This is a genomic window from Flammeovirga pectinis, from assembly GCF_003970675.1.
Lineage (GTDB): Bacteria > Bacteroidota > Bacteroidia > Cytophagales > Flammeovirgaceae > Flammeovirga > Flammeovirga pectinis.
This window is the reverse complement of sequence record NZ_CP034562.1, coordinates 2,959,159-2,978,812: the sequence shown is the minus strand read 5'-3', so window position 1 is coordinate 2,978,812 and position 19,654 is coordinate 2,959,159. Positions and strand designations below refer to the sequence as shown.

The 19,654-nt window shown below is 32.6% G+C and carries 18 protein-coding genes; 9 read left to right on the top strand and 9 right to left on the bottom strand.

The features are described from left to right. Nucleotides 1–48 precede the first annotated feature (48 nt). Nucleotides 49–1,293 carry an MraY family glycosyltransferase gene (locus tag EI427_RS11870; protein WP_126614878.1) on the bottom strand — a complete coding sequence of 415 codons (1,245 nt, stop codon included), beginning with the start codon at nucleotides 1,291–1,293 and terminating at the stop codon, nucleotides 49–51. Next, nucleotides 1,268–2,467 (bottom strand): glycosyltransferase, encoded by a 1,200-nt coding sequence (locus tag EI427_RS11865; protein WP_126614876.1) that lies wholly within the window; start codon nucleotides 2,465–2,467, stop codon nucleotides 1,268–1,270. The genes EI427_RS11870 and EI427_RS11865 overlap by 26 nt, the downstream gene beginning before the upstream one ends. Before the next feature lie 259 nt (nucleotides 2,468–2,726). Between EI427_RS11865 and EI427_RS11860 the strand changes: the two genes are divergently transcribed. From EI427_RS11860 to EI427_RS11840, 5 genes are all read left to right on the top strand, one after another. After that, nucleotides 2,727–3,488, top strand: a complete 762-nt coding sequence (locus EI427_RS11860; RefSeq protein WP_126614875.1) for a hypothetical protein — start codon at nucleotides 2,727–2,729, stop codon at nucleotides 3,486–3,488. Nucleotides 3,489–3,632: 144 nt separating this feature from the next. After that, nucleotides 3,633–5,234, top strand: a complete 1,602-nt coding sequence (locus EI427_RS11855) for an NAD(P)/FAD-dependent oxidoreductase (protein ID WP_126614873.1) — start codon at nucleotides 3,633–3,635, stop codon at nucleotides 5,232–5,234. Between the two features lie 7 nt (nucleotides 5,235–5,241). Beyond that, a complete protein-coding gene (gene pdxH / locus EI427_RS11850) occupies nucleotides 5,242–5,883 on the top strand; it encodes a pyridoxamine 5'-phosphate oxidase (protein ID WP_126614871.1) in 642 nt (213 codons plus the stop codon). 320 nt (nucleotides 5,884–6,203) lie between these two features. Next, a complete protein-coding gene (locus EI427_RS11845) occupies nucleotides 6,204–7,517 on the top strand; it encodes an ammonium transporter (RefSeq protein ID WP_126614869.1) in 1,314 nt (437 codons plus the stop codon). 134 nt (nucleotides 7,518–7,651) lie between these two features. After that, on the top strand, nucleotides 7,652–8,557 hold the full coding sequence (locus EI427_RS11840) for a Ppx/GppA phosphatase family protein (RefSeq protein ID WP_126614867.1): 906 nt from the start codon (nucleotides 7,652–7,654) through the stop codon (nucleotides 8,555–8,557). Nucleotides 8,558–8,622: 65 nt separating this feature from the next. Here the strand turns inward: EI427_RS11840 and EI427_RS11835 are convergent, their stop codons facing one another. The 5 genes from EI427_RS11835 to EI427_RS11815 form a co-directional block, all read right to left on the bottom strand. Beyond that, the gene (locus EI427_RS11835) at nucleotides 8,623–9,675 is read right to left on the bottom strand and encodes a M23 family metallopeptidase (RefSeq protein WP_126614865.1); all 1,053 of its coding nucleotides are present in this window, start codon (nucleotides 9,673–9,675) and stop codon (nucleotides 8,623–8,625) included. Between the two features lie 230 nt (nucleotides 9,676–9,905). Continuing rightward, nucleotides 9,906–10,844 (bottom strand): thioredoxin-disulfide reductase, encoded by a 939-nt coding sequence (gene trxB, locus EI427_RS11830; RefSeq protein WP_126614863.1) that lies wholly within the window; start codon nucleotides 10,842–10,844, stop codon nucleotides 9,906–9,908. A gap of 28 nt (nucleotides 10,845–10,872) precedes the next feature. Continuing rightward, nucleotides 10,873–12,336 (bottom strand): trypsin-like peptidase domain-containing protein, encoded by a 1,464-nt coding sequence (locus EI427_RS11825; protein ID WP_126614861.1) that lies wholly within the window; start codon nucleotides 12,334–12,336, stop codon nucleotides 10,873–10,875. Between the two features lie 49 nt (nucleotides 12,337–12,385). Next, nucleotides 12,386–13,012 carry a beta/alpha barrel domain-containing protein gene (locus tag EI427_RS11820; protein WP_126614859.1) on the bottom strand — a complete coding sequence of 209 codons (627 nt, stop codon included), beginning with the start codon at nucleotides 13,010–13,012 and terminating at the stop codon, nucleotides 12,386–12,388. Then, a complete protein-coding gene (locus tag EI427_RS11815) occupies nucleotides 13,012–13,725 on the bottom strand; it encodes a pyridoxine 5'-phosphate synthase (protein ID WP_126614857.1) in 714 nt (237 codons plus the stop codon). Before EI427_RS11815 ends, EI427_RS11820 begins: the two co-directional genes overlap by 1 nt. Before the next feature lie 258 nt (nucleotides 13,726–13,983). Here EI427_RS11815 and EI427_RS11810 point away from each other — a divergent pair, with 258 nt between their 5' ends. The 4 genes from EI427_RS11810 to EI427_RS11795 all read left to right on the top strand — a co-directional run bounded on the left by EI427_RS11810 (nucleotide 13,984) and on the right by EI427_RS11795 (nucleotide 17,287). After that, the gene (locus tag EI427_RS11810) at nucleotides 13,984–14,433 is read left to right on the top strand and encodes a GatB/YqeY domain-containing protein (RefSeq protein WP_126614855.1); all 450 of its coding nucleotides are present in this window, start codon (nucleotides 13,984–13,986) and stop codon (nucleotides 14,431–14,433) included. 23 nt (nucleotides 14,434–14,456) lie between these two features. Then, complete coding sequence (locus EI427_RS11805; RefSeq protein ID WP_126614853.1) at nucleotides 14,457–15,017, top strand: CvpA family protein; 561 nt, start codon at nucleotides 14,457–14,459, stop codon at nucleotides 15,015–15,017. Nucleotides 15,018–15,075: 58 nt separating this feature from the next. After that, nucleotides 15,076–15,639 carry an anthranilate synthase component II gene (locus EI427_RS11800; protein ID WP_126614851.1) on the top strand — a complete coding sequence of 188 codons (564 nt, stop codon included), beginning with the start codon at nucleotides 15,076–15,078 and terminating at the stop codon, nucleotides 15,637–15,639. 178 nt (nucleotides 15,640–15,817) lie between these two features. Then, the gene (locus EI427_RS11795; RefSeq protein WP_126614849.1) at nucleotides 15,818–17,287 is read left to right on the top strand and encodes a hypothetical protein; all 1,470 of its coding nucleotides are present in this window, start codon (nucleotides 15,818–15,820) and stop codon (nucleotides 17,285–17,287) included. A gap of 76 nt (nucleotides 17,288–17,363) precedes the next feature. On the opposite strand, the gene EI427_RS11790 is transcribed toward EI427_RS11795, so the two are convergent. Both EI427_RS11790 and amaB read right to left on the bottom strand, forming a co-directional pair. Next, on the bottom strand, nucleotides 17,364–17,777 hold the full coding sequence (locus EI427_RS11790) for a response regulator (RefSeq protein WP_126614847.1): 414 nt from the start codon (nucleotides 17,775–17,777) through the stop codon (nucleotides 17,364–17,366). 269 nt (nucleotides 17,778–18,046) lie between these two features. Beyond that, nucleotides 18,047–19,600, bottom strand: a complete 1,554-nt coding sequence (amaB, locus tag EI427_RS11785) for an L-piperidine-6-carboxylate dehydrogenase (protein ID WP_126614845.1) — start codon at nucleotides 19,598–19,600, stop codon at nucleotides 18,047–18,049. Between the last annotated feature and the right edge of the window lie 54 nt (nucleotides 19,601–19,654).

Here is a 19,654-nt window from a genome sequence, read left to right as displayed (position 1 = left end):
TTTAATGATTTCAGTCTTGATTAAATCAATAAATATCAAATTTAGATTTTATTGTACTTTTTTGTATTCCTTATTAATGTTAGAAGTAATTGGAATTGTTTTCTCATCTATAACTACATTGTTTTTTCCTTTAGGCATATATTCTTTATCGTGTAATTTGGTAAGCACAAAGCCTAACAATAAGAATGTAGATAAAATTATAGTACATGCAGTAGCTGCATAGCCTAAATCTAAAGTATTAATATAATAAGTTATAAATGCTGTAAGGAATGATAAGCCATAAATTGCTAAAACAGCATATTTAGGAGAAAAACCATATTTTACTAACAAATGAGATGAGTGATCTTTACCGCCAAGGTAAATAGGTCTACCAGAGCGAATTCTATTGATTGTCACAAAAGTAACATCAAAAATAGGATAAGCGAGTAATAGAATAGGTGTTAAAACGCTAATATTGATAGTTTCAACTTGCCAAGATTGTAATACACCTATCATCGCTAACATATACCCTAGGAACATACTTCCAGAGTCTCCCATAAATATTTTTGCATTTGGGAAGTTATTTGGAAGGAAGCCAAATAAAACAGCAGCTAAGCCTAAGCTAATAATTGCTACTTCATGATTTCCAAAATAAACAATTGATAAAATACCAAAAGCAAGAGAAACTAAAGCGGCAGTTCCTGGAGAAAGTCCATTCATGTTATCAATTAAATTGAGTGCATTGATAACGCCCACAATCCAAAAGAAAGTAAATAGTTGACTTAATACAGGAGGGAAGAATGACGCAGACCCTACAATAAAAATTGCTATTGAAGCTGCAAGTAGCTGGAAGAAAAGTTTAATCTTCGGCTCCATTGCTTTTGATTTGTCATCATAAGTACCGGTAAAGAAGATAATTTCGGCTCCAGAGAATAACCAAATCATTTTCTGATCAAAAGGATTTTCTGGAAACATAAGAAAAATACCACCAATGCCTGCAATTACTGTAATGCAACTTGCTACATAAGACTTTTTTATCTGATTATTAAATAGCAAATACATTGAGATACATATTCCTAAGGTAGAAGGAATACTCCACCATAAAGGTAGAATTTCTAAAAATGTAGAAACTATAATAAAAGATACCATAATACCGATACCACCCATTAATGCAGTTGTTTTTGAATGAAAACGGTCTGCACGAGGTTTATCAACAATATTATATTTAACTGCTTGAGTAATAAGTACTCTTGTAATAATAAAGGAGGTAATTGCTCCTAAAACTAAACTAAGCAGTAACGTAGATAGATTCATGTGTTAATTCTTTATAAGTATTCATGAGATCATCAACAAGCCTATTAAAATTGTATTTAGAATAGGTCGCACCTTGATGTTCTTCAATAAATAGCTGATTATTATGAGGTAATAAAATTTCAGATGCTGCATTAGCCATAGCAACATCATCATCTGGATTAACTAAAAATTTATTTCCATATTTGGTAAATAGGTCTGGAACACCTCCAACAGATGTAGAAACAACAGAAGTACCACTCGTCATAGCTTCAATAATAGAAACAGGAGAGCCTTCGTTGTTAGAAGTAAGCAAAACTAAATCCAAACTTGAATAAATGTCTGGTAAATTCTTTAAAAAGCCTGTAAATGTGATATATGAACTAGCCATTGTCTCATTTGTGTAAGCTTCAAGCATATCTCTATCTTCACCATCGCCGATCATAAAAAAGTGTAAGTTCTTATCTTTCTGATACATAATGTTTGCAACGCGGATAAACATTTTTAAGTTCTTTATCTGTGTAAATCTTGCTACAATTCCAATTAATTTCTTTTCAGAAGGTATAGAATATGTTGTATGTAAGAAAGATGTATTCTTATTTATATAAAATCGTTCAAGGTCTAAGCCAAGCGGAATCATTCGGTGTTGTTCTTTTTTTCCAATACCCAATGCTAAAATTTCTTCTTGTTGCCTATTTGTGATGGTTATTATTGTATCTGTATGTTTAGCTAAAGCTCTTTCGATATTTAAAAATAACTTTGTTTTTAGTGGAGAGAAATAACCATGGAAAACATGGCCATGAAAAGTGTGGATTGTTTTTACTTTATTTTTTCTGAAAGAATTATATAAAATAGCCGCACCTCTCCCAATAAACCCTGCTTTTGCAGTATGAGTATGAATGATATCTGGTTGGAACTTTTTAATGATAGAAAGCAACTCAGAAAGTGCTTTAAGATCATCTTTAGGAGATAACTCTCTTTGCAAATTATTTAAATAAGAAACCGTTACATCTTTTTCATCAGCTAAATAACTCATGTCTCCTTCATTACTAGGTACCGGTCCGGCCACTAGCTTAGTAGAATATTTATCGTTATTTATTTTTTCTGATAATAGGATAGTATGAATCGCTGGCCCTCCAACATTAAGGCGAGCAATAATACGGAGTATCTTAATTTTTTTAGTATATGATTTCGTCATATAATATTGAAAACAATTAATTCGTTATTACGGACAATGAATTTTAGAATTATTATGAGTAATGAACTAGCTTGCTTAAATTTATTTATTGCAAATATATATATTAAAAATGCAAAAAATGTGAATAATATGTTTTTTATGGTACGTTTTTCGTATTTAAATAGATTACGATGTAGACAGTTTTTGATTGTATATTAAAACATTTACTTTTACAGCGTCTAAAGATTTAAAACAACTGATCCGAGATATGTATATTACGATGAAAAAACTTTCTTCATTTTTAATTACTACTGCAGTAAGTACTATGTTACTTACATCATGCGGAATGAAGGAAGAAAACGAACAATTAAAACAAACAAACGAAAAACTTCAAGAAGATTTAGCAAGAGCGGAAGCTGCTGCACAAACTTTAGATGAAGTTGGAGCACTTATAGATTCAATTGATGTATCAAGAAATTTATTATACATTGATATGGAAAAAGGAATTTCAGGCAAAACATATGAGGAAAAGATTAGAGCAATCGACGCTTATATGAAAGAATCTGAAAACCGTATGGAGCAAATGGAAGCTAGTTTAGCAAAATCAAATGCTAAAAATAGTGCTTATGCCAATACTATAAGAAAATTAAGACAACAATTAGATCAGAAAACACAAGAAATTGATGATTTAAAAGGACAGGTTGAGAAGTTTAGATCAGAAAATAAAGCTTTGATCAAAACAGTCGACTTACAAGCTAAAGAACTTTCTGATAAAGAAATTCAAATTCAAAAGAAGAAAGAAGAATTAGCGTTGTTAGATAATAGAATTCAAGAGTTAATGGTTCAAGCTAAAAAGACAGAGGCAGATGCATTTTTTGCACAAGCTGAAGCTTTAGAAGAAGCTGCAAATAGAACTAAATTAGCTCCAAGAAAAAAGAAAGCAACTTTAGGTGAAGCACTTGAGTTGTATAAAAAATCTTTTGAAGCAGGTAGAAAAGATGCCTACGATAAAGTACAAGAATTATCAGAAAAGTTAGATTAATTTTAGCTTTACTTATTAAAATGAAAGCAGATAACTTAAATGTTGTCTGCTTTTTTTGTTAATGATATTTTGTGCGTTACTTCGTATCAGCTCTTTAGTTAATTTTGTAGCATATAGTTTTATAAATCTTAAAAACCACCTTTCATGAAGAAAGTTTCACAATACGTCGTCTCTCCAAATGTAGCTTTTGATGAAGATAACTTTAGATCTTTTATAGTAAAAAAAGAACATCTAGAAGATGCAGAGAATGTTACTGTGAGAATGACAAGACGTTCTATTGATGCTCGGAAAAAGAAAATCAAAGTAAACGTAGAAGCTGAAATATTTGTTGATGAGAAGCCAACTTTATCTATAAGTTATAATAAAGACTATCCAAATGTAGCAAATGCGAAAAGAGTAGTTATTGTAGGAGCTGGTCCTGGAGGTTTGTTTGCAGCACTTCGATTAATAGAATTAGGTATAAAACCGATTGTTATTGAAAGAGGAAATGATGTACAAAAACGAAGAAGAGACCTTGCTAATATTAATAAGAATAATATAGTTAACGAAGATTCTAACTATTGCTTTGGAGAAGGTGGAGCAGGTACCTATTCTGATGGGAAATTGTATACGCGTTCAAAGAAAAGAGGTGATTTTAGAAGAATTTGTGAGATTTTTGTAGCTCATTCAGCTTCAGAAGAAATATTAGTTGACGCTCACCCACATATAGGTACTAATAAGTTACCTAAAGTAATTGCGGAAATGCGTGAAAGTATTTTGAATGCAGGTGGTGAGGTGCATTTTGAGACAAGAGTAGAAGACCTTATTATAGAGAGTAATGAAATAAAAGGAGTAATTACTCAAAAAGGTGATCAGATAGAAGGTGAAGCGGTTTTATTAGCAACGGGTCATTCAGCTAGAGATATTTTCAGATTACTAGATAAAAAGAAAGTACTTATAGAGAGGAAACCATTCGCTTTAGGAGTTCGTGTAGAGCATCCTCAAGGTTTAATTGATAATATTCAATATCATATGAGCTCTAGAGATAGAGGAGAGTACTTACCTGCTGCAGCTTATTCTTTAGTCTCTCAAGTGGATTATCAAGGTGATAAAAAAGGAGTATTCTCTTTTTGTATGTGCCCTGGTGGTTTTATTGTACCTTCTGCAACTGCTCCTGGAGAGGTAGTAGTAAATGGTATGTCACCTTCAAGAAGAGATTCTCATTTTTCAAACTCAGGTATTGTAGTAAGTGTAGATGATGAAGATTTTAAAGATTACATAGAAAAGTATGGTGCACTTGCTGGAATGGAATTTCAGGCAGAAGTAGAAAAGCAAGCTTGTAAAGTAGCTGGAGGAACTCAAGTGGCACCAGCTCAGAGATTAGTTGATTTTACTCAGAATAAAGTGTCTTCTAAATTAAACGAAACATCTTATCAACCTGGATTGTTATCAGTAGATATGCGAGATGTTTTGCCTGAAGCAATAGCACATAGATTACGTTTTGGGTTTAAAGATTTTGGTAAAAAGATGAAAGGATACTTATCTAACGAAGCTCAAATTGTAGGAGTAGAAAGTAGAACTTCATCTCCTGTTAGAATACCAAGAGATAAAGAAACATGTGAGCATTTGGAATTGAAACGTTTATTTCCATGTGGTGAAGGTGCAGGTTATGCAGGCGGAATAGCATCTGCAGCAATGGATGGAGAATTATGTGCAAACAGAATCGCCTCATTATATTGTGGGGTTTCAGATACAACAATAAAATAATAGGAGTATGAAATCTAAGATAGCGGATATCCGTGAAGACTATTCTAAAAAAAGTTTAAGTGAATCGGATGTTTTAGAAAACCCTATTCGCCAGTTCGAGATATGGTTAGAAGAGGCAATTAATGCAGATGCATTAGAACCAACCGCTGTTAATGTAGCGACAGTGTCTAAAGAAGGTAGTATATCTTCTAGAACAGTTTTACTAAAAGGAGTTGAAGAGGAAGCTTTTGTGTTCTATACTAATTATAATAGTAGAAAAGGAAAAGCACTACAGGAAACACAAAAAGCAGCATTAAATTTCTTCTGGCCAGAATTAGAAAGACAAGTCTGTATAGAAGGAACTGTTGAAAAGGTTTCAGAAGAAACATCAGATACCTATTTTGAGAGTAGACCTTATAAAAGTAAAGTAGGGGCATGGGCATCAGAACAAAGTACTGAGATTTTATCTAAAAGTATTATTGTTGCCCGATTTGCAAAATATGCAGCAAAATATATTACTCATGTACCTCGTCCTCCACATTGGGGTGGCTTTGCTATTTCTCCAACTCGAATTGAATTTTGGCAAGGGAGACCTTCTAGGTTGCATGATCGAATACAATATTTAAGAGATGAAGATGGAAATTGGGGGAAATCGAGGTTAGCACCTTAATAAATACACCCTTTTTCTTAAAAGCGACTGATTTTCATGGAAATCGGTCGCTTTTTTTTATGTAAAAATCAATTTCCGTGAAATTTTAGAGATGGAAGATTAAATTTTAAGTGTTTTGTGTGATTTATTTCATTTTTAGGTACTTCTTGGTTTTAAAATAACCCAATTTTTATATAAAAACATGTTATTATGATTTGTTTAGTGTGTAATCTAAGCGTGTATTGAATAAAAAAATGATAATAATTTGTTTATATGGTTACGAATTCTTTAAATTTGAGGCATCAGATTGATAAAAATACTCACATTCACCTATATTAATTATGATTTCTATTAAAAAAGGATACTTCAAAAGTATCATCTTACTACTTTCTATATTGTTACTGCCCTCATTGGGTTTTTCACAAGAAACAGCAACAATCAATTCAGGTGATACTGCTTGGATGTTAATTGCTACTGCAATGGTTATGTTAATGACGCCTGCAGGATTAACTTTATTCTATGGTGGTTTAGCACAACGTAAAACTGTACTAAACACAATTGGTATGAGTTATACAGCATTCTGTACTGGTACTCTAGTATGGGTAATTATTGGTTATAGCTTAGCTTTTGGAAAAGGAAACGCTTATATCGGAGATTTTAGTTCTTTCTTATTAGCAGATGTAAAAATTACAGATGTTGCAGGTACTATTCCTAGAATTTTATTTATTATGTTCCAAGGTACATTTGCAGCAATTGCAGTTGCACTTGTAAGTGGTTCTATTATAGAAAGAGTAAAATACTCTACATGGATTATCTTTTCTTCATTATGGGTCGCTTTAGTTTACTCTCCAATTGCTCACTGGGTATGGGGCGGTGGCTTCTTAAGCACTGATGGCGAATTAGATTTTGCTGGAGGTACTGTAATTCATATTAACGCAGGTGTTTCAGGTCTTGTTTTAGCTTTAATGTTAGGAACAAGATTAGGTCATAAAGAAGAACGTTCTAACAAACCTTCATCAATTAAATTAATGGTATTAGGTAGTGCTTTACTATGGTTTGGATGGTTTGGTTTTAACGGTGGTAGCCAATTAGCCGCTGATTTTGTTGCGGCAAATGCAATGTTAGTAACTAACGTAGCAGCAGCAGCAGGTGGTATGGCTTGGTTATTAATAGAATGGTTAACAGACGAGAAGAAACCAACTTTATTAGGTTCAGCATCAGGTGTAATTTCAGGTTTAGTTGGTATTACTCCAGCTTCTGGTTATGTAGATGTATCTGGAGCATTAGCAATAGGTGCAATTTCAGGTATTGTTGGTTTTTATGGTGTTGTTAAATTAAAAAAGGCAATTGGATATGATGATACACTTGATGTATTTGGTATTCACGGTCTAGTTGGTATTGTTGGAGCTGTTTTAACTGGTGTTTTTGCAAACCCAGAAGTTAATGGAGCAGCAGGTTTACTTTACGGTAACCCAGGTCAAGTTTTAATTCAATTAAAAGCAGTTGTAGTAACTATCATATATTCTGGTATTGCTTCAGCAATAATCTTTAAGTTGAGTACACTTCTTACTGCAGGTGGTCGTGTAGATGCTAAAATTGAGTCAGACGGTATGGATGAGTCAATTCACGGAGAAAAATCATTTGAGTCTATGTAATCATAGATTAAATAAAAATATAAAAAGAGATACTACTTTGGTGGTATCTCTTTTTTTTGTTTCTATTGCTTCGTATCTCATATTTTGTAAATTGATAATGAAAAAAATAAGAGTACTTCATAAATAACTACATTTTGAGATTAGCATCTATTGATATTGGTTCTAATGCCATTCGTTTCCAAGTGGTAACAACTCACCCTGGTAAAGCTGATGAGGTTGTTTTTAAAAAACTAGATTATATGCGTTTCCCTTTAAGATTAGGGAAAGACGTATTTAGTGCTGGAAAAATTTTAAGGCCAACAGAAGAGAAGTTGGTTAAATTAATGAAAGTGTTTTCTACTTTGTTAGATTTATACGAGGTTGATGATTATATAGCCTGTGCAACTTCTGCTATGCGAGAAGCAAGTAATGGAAAAGAAGTTGTTGAAAGGATATATTATAAGGAAGGACTTAAAATTGATATCATTGAAGGTAAAACAGAAGCCGAAATGATAGCGTTAACTTTAGACCCATTTATTCCAATGGGCAATGTATTACATGTAGATGTTGGTGGTGGTAGCACAGAACTAAATATCTATAAGCATAAAACAAAAGTAGCTTCAAGGTCTTTCCAAATGGGTAGTGTAAGAGAGTTATCTGAAGAAGAACAGGCGAATATGTTTTCAATAATTGAGGAATGGTATCAAGCTGAATCTGCTCCGTATTTTACAGGAGATGAGGAAGTGATAGCCTTAGGTACAGGAGGAAATATTAATAAATTATTTAGTCTTTCAAAACAAAAGAAAAGTGATGATAAGACTACATACCTACCAGAGTTGATTAAAATAAGGGAATGGCTTAAAGAGTTTACATTTGAAGAGAGAGTGAAGAAATTGCGTTTAAATGAAGATCGAGCAGATGTAATTATTCCTGCTTCAGAAATTTATACAAAAGTGATGGAGCTTTCTAATGCAAAGAATATTGTTGTACCGGGTGTAGGTCTTAAAGATGGAATTCTTCACTATTTAGTAAAGAAAAGAGGTTACACTTCTAATCAATAAAAAAATAGGCTATCTCAGTTAATTGAGATAGCCTATTTTTTTATCAGAAATGTTATTTTGATAACTTACCTTACTCTTATTGTTCTACCAACACGTAATGTAGTACGTTTAGAAATACCATTTAAGCGACATATTTTTGTCATTGATGTGCCGTACCTTCTACTTATCTTCCAAAGAGAGTCACCGCTTCGTATTCTATGATAAACACTCTTTTTTGATTCTATTAGTAACTCGTAGCTTTTTGCTGTTAGATCGAAATTTGCAGGAACATCAAATGAATGATTTTCAAAATCAATTAAATCTTGAGGATTGAAACCATAACCTTGGTAACGAATTTCAAAATGAAGGTGAGGACCTGTACTTCGTCCAGTATTACCTCCTAAGCCAATAACTTCTCCTGCTTTAACTTCTTGCCCTGCTTTAACAATATAACGACTCATGTGACCGTATAATGTTTCTAATCCGTTTTTGTGACGAATCATTACATAGTAGCCATAACCTCTTCTGTTGTATTTAGCTATTCTAATAACGCCATCAAACATTGCATGAATAGAATCACCTATAGATAAGTGTGTGTCTATGCCATGGTGAAACCTCCATCTACGGAAACCATATTTAGAAGTAACTCTCTCTTTCTTCGAAAGAGGGTAAGCCCATCCAGTAGAATCACCTTCAGTATATAATTGTAACGCAATACTATCTTTTAATGCATTTGATGAAATATTATAAGGGTTGACATTCCAGTTGTCCCATGTTTTATAATAATCAAAGCCGTCTAAATAAGTGGCGTCACAAAATTGACCAGGTTGTAATTCTACAAGGTTTTCGCATTGTTCTGTTTTATTGAAATCAATACGTTTGTATTTTTCAGGGATCTGAGAGATCGCGTCCTCTTGTTGGCAAACTTCTTCTCCATTTTCTAGAGTGAAAGTATCTTTCGGAAGTGTAACAATTGGGGTAATTTCTTTTTTATCAATTGATTCAGTCTTGTTCTTACCTTTAAAAATTTTTTTAAAAAAACCTTGGGCAACAACTTCTGAAGGAGAAAAACTGAGCAGTATAAAAAATAATGTCAGGTAAACGAACGTAGGTTTAAATACTTGATTTTTTGAACACATAATTTAAGTTTCAGTCACGTAGTAACTATGAAAAAGTAGGACTTGTTTTGTTTGTCTAATTTATAATCTACAAGAATACTAAAGTATGACTAGAAAGACAATCATTTTTCTCATATATTCTGATGTTTAACGAATGATTAATTAATAATTCTGTTAAGTGGGGTAAAAAAGAAAGAGGTGATTATAAATCATTTATAATCACCTCTTTTAAATATTTTTTAATTAGAAGATTAATCTTCTAATTCTACTAAGTAACGTTCAGCTTCTAAAGCGGCCATACATCCAGTACCGGCAGCAGTAACAGCTTGTCTATAAATAGTATCTTGAACATCTCCAGCAGCAAAAACACCTTTGATATTTGTTTTAGTACTATCAGGCTTAGTGATAAGGTAACCAGCTTTGTCCATATCTAACTGACCTTTGAAAATATCAGTATTTGGTTTGTGGCCAATAGCAACAAAGAATCCTGTAACATTAATTACACTTTCTTCATTTGTTTTGTTATTTAAAACCTTTACGCCTTCAACTTCACTTTCTCCAAGAACTTCAAGTGTATCTGTATTCCAGTGGATTTCGATATTGTCTTTCTTGATTACTCTATCTTGCATAATTTTAGAAGCTCTCATTTCGTCTCTACGTACTAAAAGGTGAACTTTAGAACATAAGTTAGAAAGATAATGAGCTTCTTCAGCTGCAGAGTCTCCTGCACCAACAACAACAACTTCTTGACCTCTGTAAAAGAAACCATCACAAACAGCACAAGCAGAAACACCTGAACCATTTAAACGAGTTTCTGATTCTAATCCTAACCATTTTGCAGATGCACCTGTTGAAATGATAACTGAATCAGCTTCGATTTCAATTTCATCATTTACAGTAGCAATGTGAGGACCGTTTTCATTGAATTGAACACCAGTAACAAAGCCAGTACGGATATCTGTTCCGAAACGACCAGCTTGCTCTTGTAACTCCATCATCATTTGCGGGCCCATTACTCCTTTTGCATAACCTGGAAAGTTTTCAACATCATTGGTGATAGTTAACTGTCCACCAGGTTGAGGACCTTGGTATAAAACTGGGCTTAAATTCGCTCTTGATGCATATATAGCTGCAGTGTAACCTGCAGGTCCAGACCCAATGATTAGGGTTTTTACGTGTTCTCTTGCCATGTTTTTTATATTTGTGTGTCTTTAAATTCTAAAAATAATAACTGAAATATCTATGAGAGCCATCTTCTTTCACTATTTCTAAGATTACTCGCCCTCTTATTCTTGAAAGAATCTTATTAAAGTCTTTTGGATTTTCTAGAGGATAGCGATTAAGAGAAACGAGTATCATTCCTTTTCTTAAACGCATATCTTGAATTAAACCACCTTTAACAACTTCTTCAATCCTAATTCCCGTTTTTAAACCAAGTTTCGATTTTTCAAGTTTTGAAAGTGCCGTAAATTTAGCACCGATTTCTTTAGCATCGTAAACTTTTTTATTTAATACGTTAGTTGTTCCATCAATGTTTGTTAAAACAACTGTTTTGTTTAAATATTTTTGATTTCGTAAAATTCTAATGTCAATCTTATCTCCTGGAACATAATAACTGAGTTGCTCATCAAAAGCTGCTTCAGACTCAATAGGGAAATTATCAATTGATAGAATGACATCGCCAATCTTGAAATTATTTTTCTCTGCAGCTCCACCTTCAATTTTTGTGATAGCTACACCTCGAATTTCTTTCATTTTTAACTTCTCAGCAATATCTTCATCAACAACTGTAATAGCTGCTCCTAGAAAAGCTTTCTGTACTTCGCCATACTTTTTAAGGTCATTTACTACTTTGGCTACAATATCAGATGGGACTGCAAAACCGTAACCAGCATAGCTTCCTGTTTTAGATAGAATAGCAGTATTAATACCCACTAAATCGCCATGTAAATTAACTAAAGCACCACCGCTATTTCCTGGGTTGATTGCAGCATCTGTTTGTATAAAAGATTCAATCGGAAATACATCATTCATAATGCCAATTTTACGACCTTTTGCACTTACAATACCTGCGGTTACTGTACTTGTAAGGTTAAAAGGATTACCAACAGCAAGAACCCAGTCGCCAACTCTAACAGCTTTAGAAGAGGCTATTTGAATTGGAGGTAGGTTATTCTTTTCAATTTTTAGCAATGCAATGTCTGTTGATTTATCAACCCCAATTAACTTTGCTATAAAAGACCTTTTATTATAGATAACTTCAATTTTATCAGCTCCTTTTATAACATGGTTATTTGTAACAATATATCCATCATCAGTAAAAATAACTCCAGAACCAGAACCAACAGCAGTACCCGAAGAGTTGCTTTGTGAGGGGCGTCCAAAAAAAAGATCGCTCCATGTTCTTCTGTTGCTATATCTACTTTTTACATAGGTAACAATATAGACCACGGATTTTGTACTTACTTCTGCAGCATCGGCAAAAGCAGAGAGTTGTAAATCCTTGTTAGAAGGTAATTTTTCAAAGCTAGAATTACCATAAATAGGAGTAAGATTGTTTGATGTGTTAGAAGCAAAATTAAATGTTTCTGTATTTGCAGGAGTTAGAAGTTCACTATACAGAAAAGCTCCACATAAACCACTTATTACTCCAATAGTTATTGTAAGTAGAGTACGTTTCATTTTTGTTTTTTTTTGAGTTTGTTAATCAATAAAAGTGCCTTAATGTTAATTATGACACTATGACATTAGGATTAATCTGATCGTAGGTTATGTTGACAGTTTGAAAATTTTCAAAGAGTGTATCAGTTAATAGATTGTTATCTAAAATATGGATTTGCTTTTCTATATCAGATGATAAATTTTGATTGATACTATCCATGTAAATCAAATGCTTTTGATGAATAAAGAGAGTATCGACTCCTGCTTTGTTAGCAAGTGAGCAAATTTCAATTATTTCTAAGTCTGTAAAATCAATTGGAGGAAGTTTTAAAGTAAAAAGGACCTCGTCTTTATGTGCAGTTTGAGCTAGTTGTAAGCACTCTATTTTACACCATGTTGGGTTTGTTCTTAAAGCACCAACATTAAGAATAGAAGCAACTTCATTTACACCTAATTTTATGAGTTGTTGTAACTCAAATAGTTTAACTTGAGTTAATTGATTTCCATTGCCTTCTCCAATACAAGATTGAATGATTAAATCTGAATCTTGAAGATCTCTACTAACTTTTTTAACCCAATAACCAGGTATGGCTACTCCTTTAAGAGGAAGATGTAATGCTAAATCTATTAATTTGATTACATCTTCTTCTGAGGAATATGGATCTGAAATTTCCGCTATTATATGCGTAAATTGCATTATGAAAGTTGTTTAAGGTACATTTGAATAGTATTCTCTAATCCAAAATAGAGTGCGTCACATACTAAAGCATGACCAATTGATACTTCATCTAAACCTTCAATATTCTGATGGAAATAAGCTAGGTTTTCTAAGTCTAAATCATGACCTGCATTTAAACCTAAACCCAATTCTTTTGCTTTTATAGCTGCGGTAATATAAGGAGCAATAGCTTTTTCTCTATCAATAGGATAGTTAGTAGCATAAGGTTCTGTGTATAATTCAACACGGTCAGCACCAACAGCTGCAGCACCTTCCACCATTTTAGGGTCTGGATCTACAAAGATTGAGACACGAATTCCTTCTGCCTTTAATTCTTTAATTACTTTAGTTAAAAAATCTTTGTGTTTGATTGTATCCCAACCTGCATTAGAAGTAATAGCATCATCAGCATCTGGTACAAGAGTAGCTTGCTCTGGGGTAACACTTTTAACAAGTTCAATAAATCTAGGAGCAGGGTTACCTTCAATATTATATTCTGTTGTAACAACAGGTTTTAAGTCTAATGTATCTTGGTTTGTAATATGACGTTCGTCTGGGCGAGGGTGAATAGTAATACCTTGCGCACCAAAACGCTCACAATCTTTTGCAACTTGAACTAAGTTTGGGTTGTTTGCTCCACGAGCATTTCTAATTGTTGCAATCTTATTAATGTTTACACTTAGGCGTGTCATATTTGTGTGTACTTAATTGAAAACTTATTTTTACAAAAATGAGTAGAAAGTTGAAAAAAACTACTATTTGATAAGTAAGAATGATGAAAAAGGTTATAAAATCTTTTTATTTGAAATCAAATTAACTGTTCATTAACTATTGAAGATTATGATGTTTTGTGTATCTTCATGCGATACGAACAATAAGCAGTTATTTTTATATATCAATAAAAGTTACGATTATCGTAATTCGTTCGTTTTACATAAAGTTCTAAAGAAATGAGTTTAAAAGACAAGGTACAAGAGGCTATGAAAGTAGCAATGAAAAGTAAAGATAAAGTTACGCTAGGTACCTTAAAACAATTAAAAGCTAAAATTCAGTTAGCAGAAACGGCACAAGGTAAAGGTACTGTTTTAACAACTGAAGAAGAATTAAAACTTTTAACTAAAGAAGCTAAACAAAGAAGAGATTCTGCAGATATATACAAAGAATCTGGTAGAACAGATCTTTTAGATATAGAATTAGGAGAACTTGCTGTTATTGAAACTTACCTTCCGAAACAATTGTCAGAAGAAGAAGTAGAAGCTCAAGTAAAAGAACTAATTGCTCAAGTTGGTGCTACCTCTCCAAAAGATATGGGTAAAGTAATGGGTGCAGCAGGCAAGAAATTTGCAGGTGTAGCAGATATGAAAGTTGTTTCAGCAAAAGTGAAACAAGCTTTAACTTAATCAGATAAAAAAAATAATTTATTGTGGAACAAGATTTAGGATTTTTCACTTCATATATTAGAGTAACTGACATATTCCTTCTAGGAATGATTGTTTATGGGGCATACAAAGGTTTTCGTAGAGGCTTTCTATTAGAAATAATCTCGACGGTGGTTTTTGTTTTTGGTGCTTCGTTGATCTTTTTTGGAGTGGCAGGTGCTTTTTCATCATCAAAAACGTACGTAGATACACCAAAATCTACTGTGTTTTTTGCTTATGTTATCTTCTTTTTTGGAGGTACAATGGGTTTAAACCTTTTAGGGAAGTGGTTGCAAGATAAAATTGATTATTCTGTTTTGGATGATTTAGATAATGTAGCAGCGCTGATATTAGGAGGTTTTAAATACGCATTATCTCTTTCTGTTATCTTAGGGTTATTTAATTCAGCAGGATTAGGTCTACCAAAAGATGTAACAGAAGATTCACTTATTTACCCCAAATTATTAGATTTAAATGATTGGGTAATTGATGCAGGAGGTACTATAATGCCAAGTATGAAAAGGTATTCTAAAGAGATACATGAATTATTTGAAGAAAATTTATAGAAAAAGGGAAGTTTAATTACTTCCCTTTTTTATTTTTGCGGAAACGAAACAAACAAACATGATTTTACTTCTAGATAACTTTGACTCTTTCACATATAATCTTGTAGATTATTTCACTCAATTAGGTGAAAAAGTAGAGGTAATTCGTAATGATACGCCCCTAGAAGAAATTATTGTCTATAAATATTCCGCTATTGTACTTTCTCCAGGTCCAGAAACTCCAGATAAAGCGGGTAATATGATGGATGTGATTGAATATTATCATAAAACACATCCAATTTTAGGCATCTGTTTAGGACATCAAGCTATAGGAGAGTTCTTTGGAGGAAAGGTATTAAAGGCATTGAAACCAATGCATGGTAAAATGTCTCAAATAGTATGTACACCATCTACATTATTTAAAAACTTACCAGAAAAATTTGTAGTTGTACGTTACCATTCTTTGATATTAGATAATGTACATAACATTATAAATATTACGGCTAAATCTATGGAAGATGAGATTATGGCTATCGAGCATAAAACCTTACCTATATCGGGTGTACAGTTCCATCCAGAAGCAATTTTAACAGAACACGGTTTGGATATTTTGAATAATTGGATTGCATCTTGGAAAGGCTAACCAAAGAAAAACTATAAATATTTTATTTATCCAATAAAGCCATTAAATAATACACTGATTTTTTCCTTTTCTATGCTTATATTAGTGTAACAAGGTTGATGTAGCATAAATGTGTTTTACTTATGAACTACATTCCTAATAAAATGACTCAGTACTACGTTTTAAGGTATTCTACTATATGGCGAGATTAAAGCATATAATTAAGCAATTATCAGAAAAAGATTACGAAGCAATTAAAATATCTTTGATAGAAAGTAATGCAGATAAATCGGCTTATTTACTTTCATCCATGCGTGAAAAAAGAATGTCTGATCAGCAGGTAATGACTGAGCTAGACGTGAATACTAATGCATACTATACTTTAAGATCTCGTTTAAATCAAAAAATTGAAGAATATTTATTGCAGCAAATGGAAAGTCCGAGAGCGGACCTTCTAAAAAAAGTAGCTAATATTCACGAAATGGTCTTCACTAAAAAGAGGGCCATATCAATTGTAACATTAAAAAAATTAGAAAAAGAATTATTAGACTATGATTTGTCTAATGAGTTAACAGTAGTCTATAAGGCACTGAAAAGATTACATATCAATTCTCCAGATTACTTTGTTTATTCTCAGTTATACAATAAGCACGTTGCTTATATGTTGGCTGTAGATAAGATCGAAGATATTCTAGCAGATTACTTTAAGAAGTTTGGAGTATATGCTTTTACAGGTGATGAAACAGATAAATTAGGTTTAGATTTATTGCATGACGAGATAAATAGAACAACCAAATTATATGAGTCGCACAGGCCATTTGTATATCAAAGTTGTATGAATGTATTTCATCGTCTTTTTATTGAAGATGAAACTAAAATTGCCTTAAATAACGAAGATGATAATGAAGAACCAATTGAGGACATTTTCTTAAAAATTGATCAGATATTTGATCAATATCAAATGGATTCTATTTATTTCCATCTGCATAATGTCTTCGAGTTTTTAAAATTAGAATACTATACACATTATGGTGTATTCCGTAAAGCAAGTAAATATTACGATGCTGTAAATGAGGAGGTAGTTCCTCTTCTTATGCATAGTAATTTATATACATTCCCAACTCAGTTTTTACAGACAAAATTACAGCGTGCACTTCAGACAGATACACAAGGTGAATTGTTTGAAAGTAACAAAGAAACGTTTGATGATTTTGAGCCAGATATAGATGATATTCCTAACTATGTATCATATATAGTTTATAGAGCTATTTCAGCTTATTATGCTGGTGAGTTCGATGAGGCTGCCCGTTTCTTAAATAACTTATTGAATGAGGTGAGTTTGAAAAAATTTCCTCATGCATTTTTAGAAGTGAAGTGTTTACTTGCACTGCAATATGTATGTTTAAGAGATTATGAACTTTTTAATCAACTGTCTAACAGTATACAGAGGCAAATTAGATTGATGGGTAAAGAAAGTTGTCCATCTATCACGTTGTTCTTGAAGATGCTTAAAACAGGTATGAGTGAAGCCAAGAGAGATAAGATGACTAAAGTGTCTAATATCATAACAAAGTATGCACAGATTAAATCTCCGTATATTTTTGCACCTACACGCTCAATAAGAATGGATGACAGATTTATTCGTTTTGTTAGTGGAGATCTTGATTAAAAACTAAAAACCTACCTAAACAAAAGAGGCTATTTCAATTGAAATAGCCTCTTTTGTTTAGGTATAAAAATAATGTTTATGCAATCTCTAACGAAGAAAGGTTTTTCTGAGTAAGAGGTTTGTTTACATATTTTTTCACATAACTATAATTCTGAGATCGGCTAATATCTTGAGGGTTAATCGAAGAGGTTAACATTACGATCTTACATTTCTTTTTAGTTGATTCAGAAAGTTGATCAAATAAATCTAAGAACTGAAAGCCATCCATTAAAGGCATATCAATATCTAAAAAGATAAGTTCAGGTAATATCTGGTTAGATACATCATCTAATTTTTCAATATTACGTAAGAACTCAATGGCACTTTTAGCACCAGAATGAATAAAAATATTGTCACTTATTTTAGATGCTTCGATCATCTTTTGATTAATGAGATTGTCAATTTCATTATCATCAATCAACATCACAGAATAGTATTTTTTTTGAGTCATTTGGTATAAGTAAAGCGAAATAGAAATCAAATACTGAGTACTATTAAATGGGACTTGTTAGTTAACCACTGTAACGTAACTAATTCTTATATCAATATATGGAAAATAGAGAAGAACCTCAAAGGTTTTTTAGCTTAATTACAGTGTTGTTGGTACTTTGTATGTAATATTTGGTATGAAACGTAAAAAAAAGTAATTAAAAATAAAGTCTACATTCTATTCGTAAATAAAATGTAGACCTTATCTTAAAAATTACAGCTATTTAATATTTAAATATCAAATTTAATACCTTGTGCTAAAGGTAATACTCTACCATAATTTACAGTATTTGTTTGTCGGCGCATATATGCTTTCCAAGCATCAGAACCAGATTCTCTTCCGCCACCTGTTTCTTTTTCTCCACCAAAGGCACCACCAATTTCAGCACCAGAAGTACCAATGTTTATATTTGCAATTCCACAGTCAGAACCTGCTGCACTTAAGAATGCTTCAGACTCTAATAAATGGTTTGTAAATATTGCAGATGATAAACCCTGTTTTACATCATTTTGAATACGAATAGCATTTTCAACTTCTCCATCGTATTTAATTAGATAAAGAATAGGAGCAAATGTTTCATCTTGTACAATTTGATAATGATTTTCTGCTTCTACAATGGCAGGGTGAACGTAATTAGAAGATAACCCTTCTTTTGAGTAAGACTCGCCTCCAATTAATAGTTTACCACCTTCTGATGTAGCTTTATTAATGGCTGCTTTAAAAGCATCAACTGCATCATTATCTATCAAAGGACCAACTAAAGAGCTTTCATCTAAAGGATGTCCAATTGATAATGATGGATATATTTTTAATAAACGTTCTTTTACTTTATCGTATTGAGAAGCATGTACTATTAACCTTCTTGTTGATGTACATCTTTGTCCACACGTACCAACTGCTCCAAAAACAGTTGCTCGAATAGCCATTTCAACATCTGCATTTTCGGTAATAATTAATGCATTGTTACCTCCAAGCTCCAGTAAAGATTTTCCTAATCTAGCACCAACTGCTTCTGCTACTTTTTTACCCATTCTTGTAGAACCAGTAGCAGATACTAGAGGAATACGAGTATCATGAGACATGCTTGCCCCAATTGCTGCATCTCCGATGATGTAACTGAAAATACCTTCAGGTAAATCATTGGCTTTAAGTACGTCTTGCAAAATATTCTGACAAGCAATAGCTGTAAGTGGTGTCTTTTCAGATGGTTTCCAGATAGATACATTACCGCCAATTGCTGCAATCATAGCGTTCCAAGACCAAACGGCAACAGGGAAATTAAATGCAGAAATAATACCTACAATTCCAAGAGGATGCCATTGTTCAAACATTCTGTGGTCTTGTCTTTCAGACTTCATTTCTAAACCATAAAGTTGTCTAGATTGTCCAACAGCAAAATCACAGATGTCTATCATTTCTTGAACTTCACCAAGTCCTTCTTGATAAATTTTACCCATCTCGTAAGTAACTAACTTACCTAGAGGGTCTTTATATTTTCTTAGAGCTTCACCAATCTGACGAACAATTTCGCCTCTTCTTGGTGCAGGAAGTATTTTCCAATTTTCGTAAGCTTTTTGGGATGTAGCAACAATATGATCTAGATCTTCTTGTGTTGCCATTTCTACTTCTGCTATTACTTGGCCATCTGTAGGAGAAACAATTTTTCTTGTTGCTCTAGAAGAATCTAAAGAAGCAAAAGTTCTACCTGTTGAGAATGCAGGATTGCGCTTTTGGATTCCAAGTTCAGCAAGGAAATCCAAATTAATAATAGTGTTAGTGTTCATTGTCTTTATGTGTTTTTTTATGGTGCGTAAATTTGAATAAAAAAAGGTGGATTA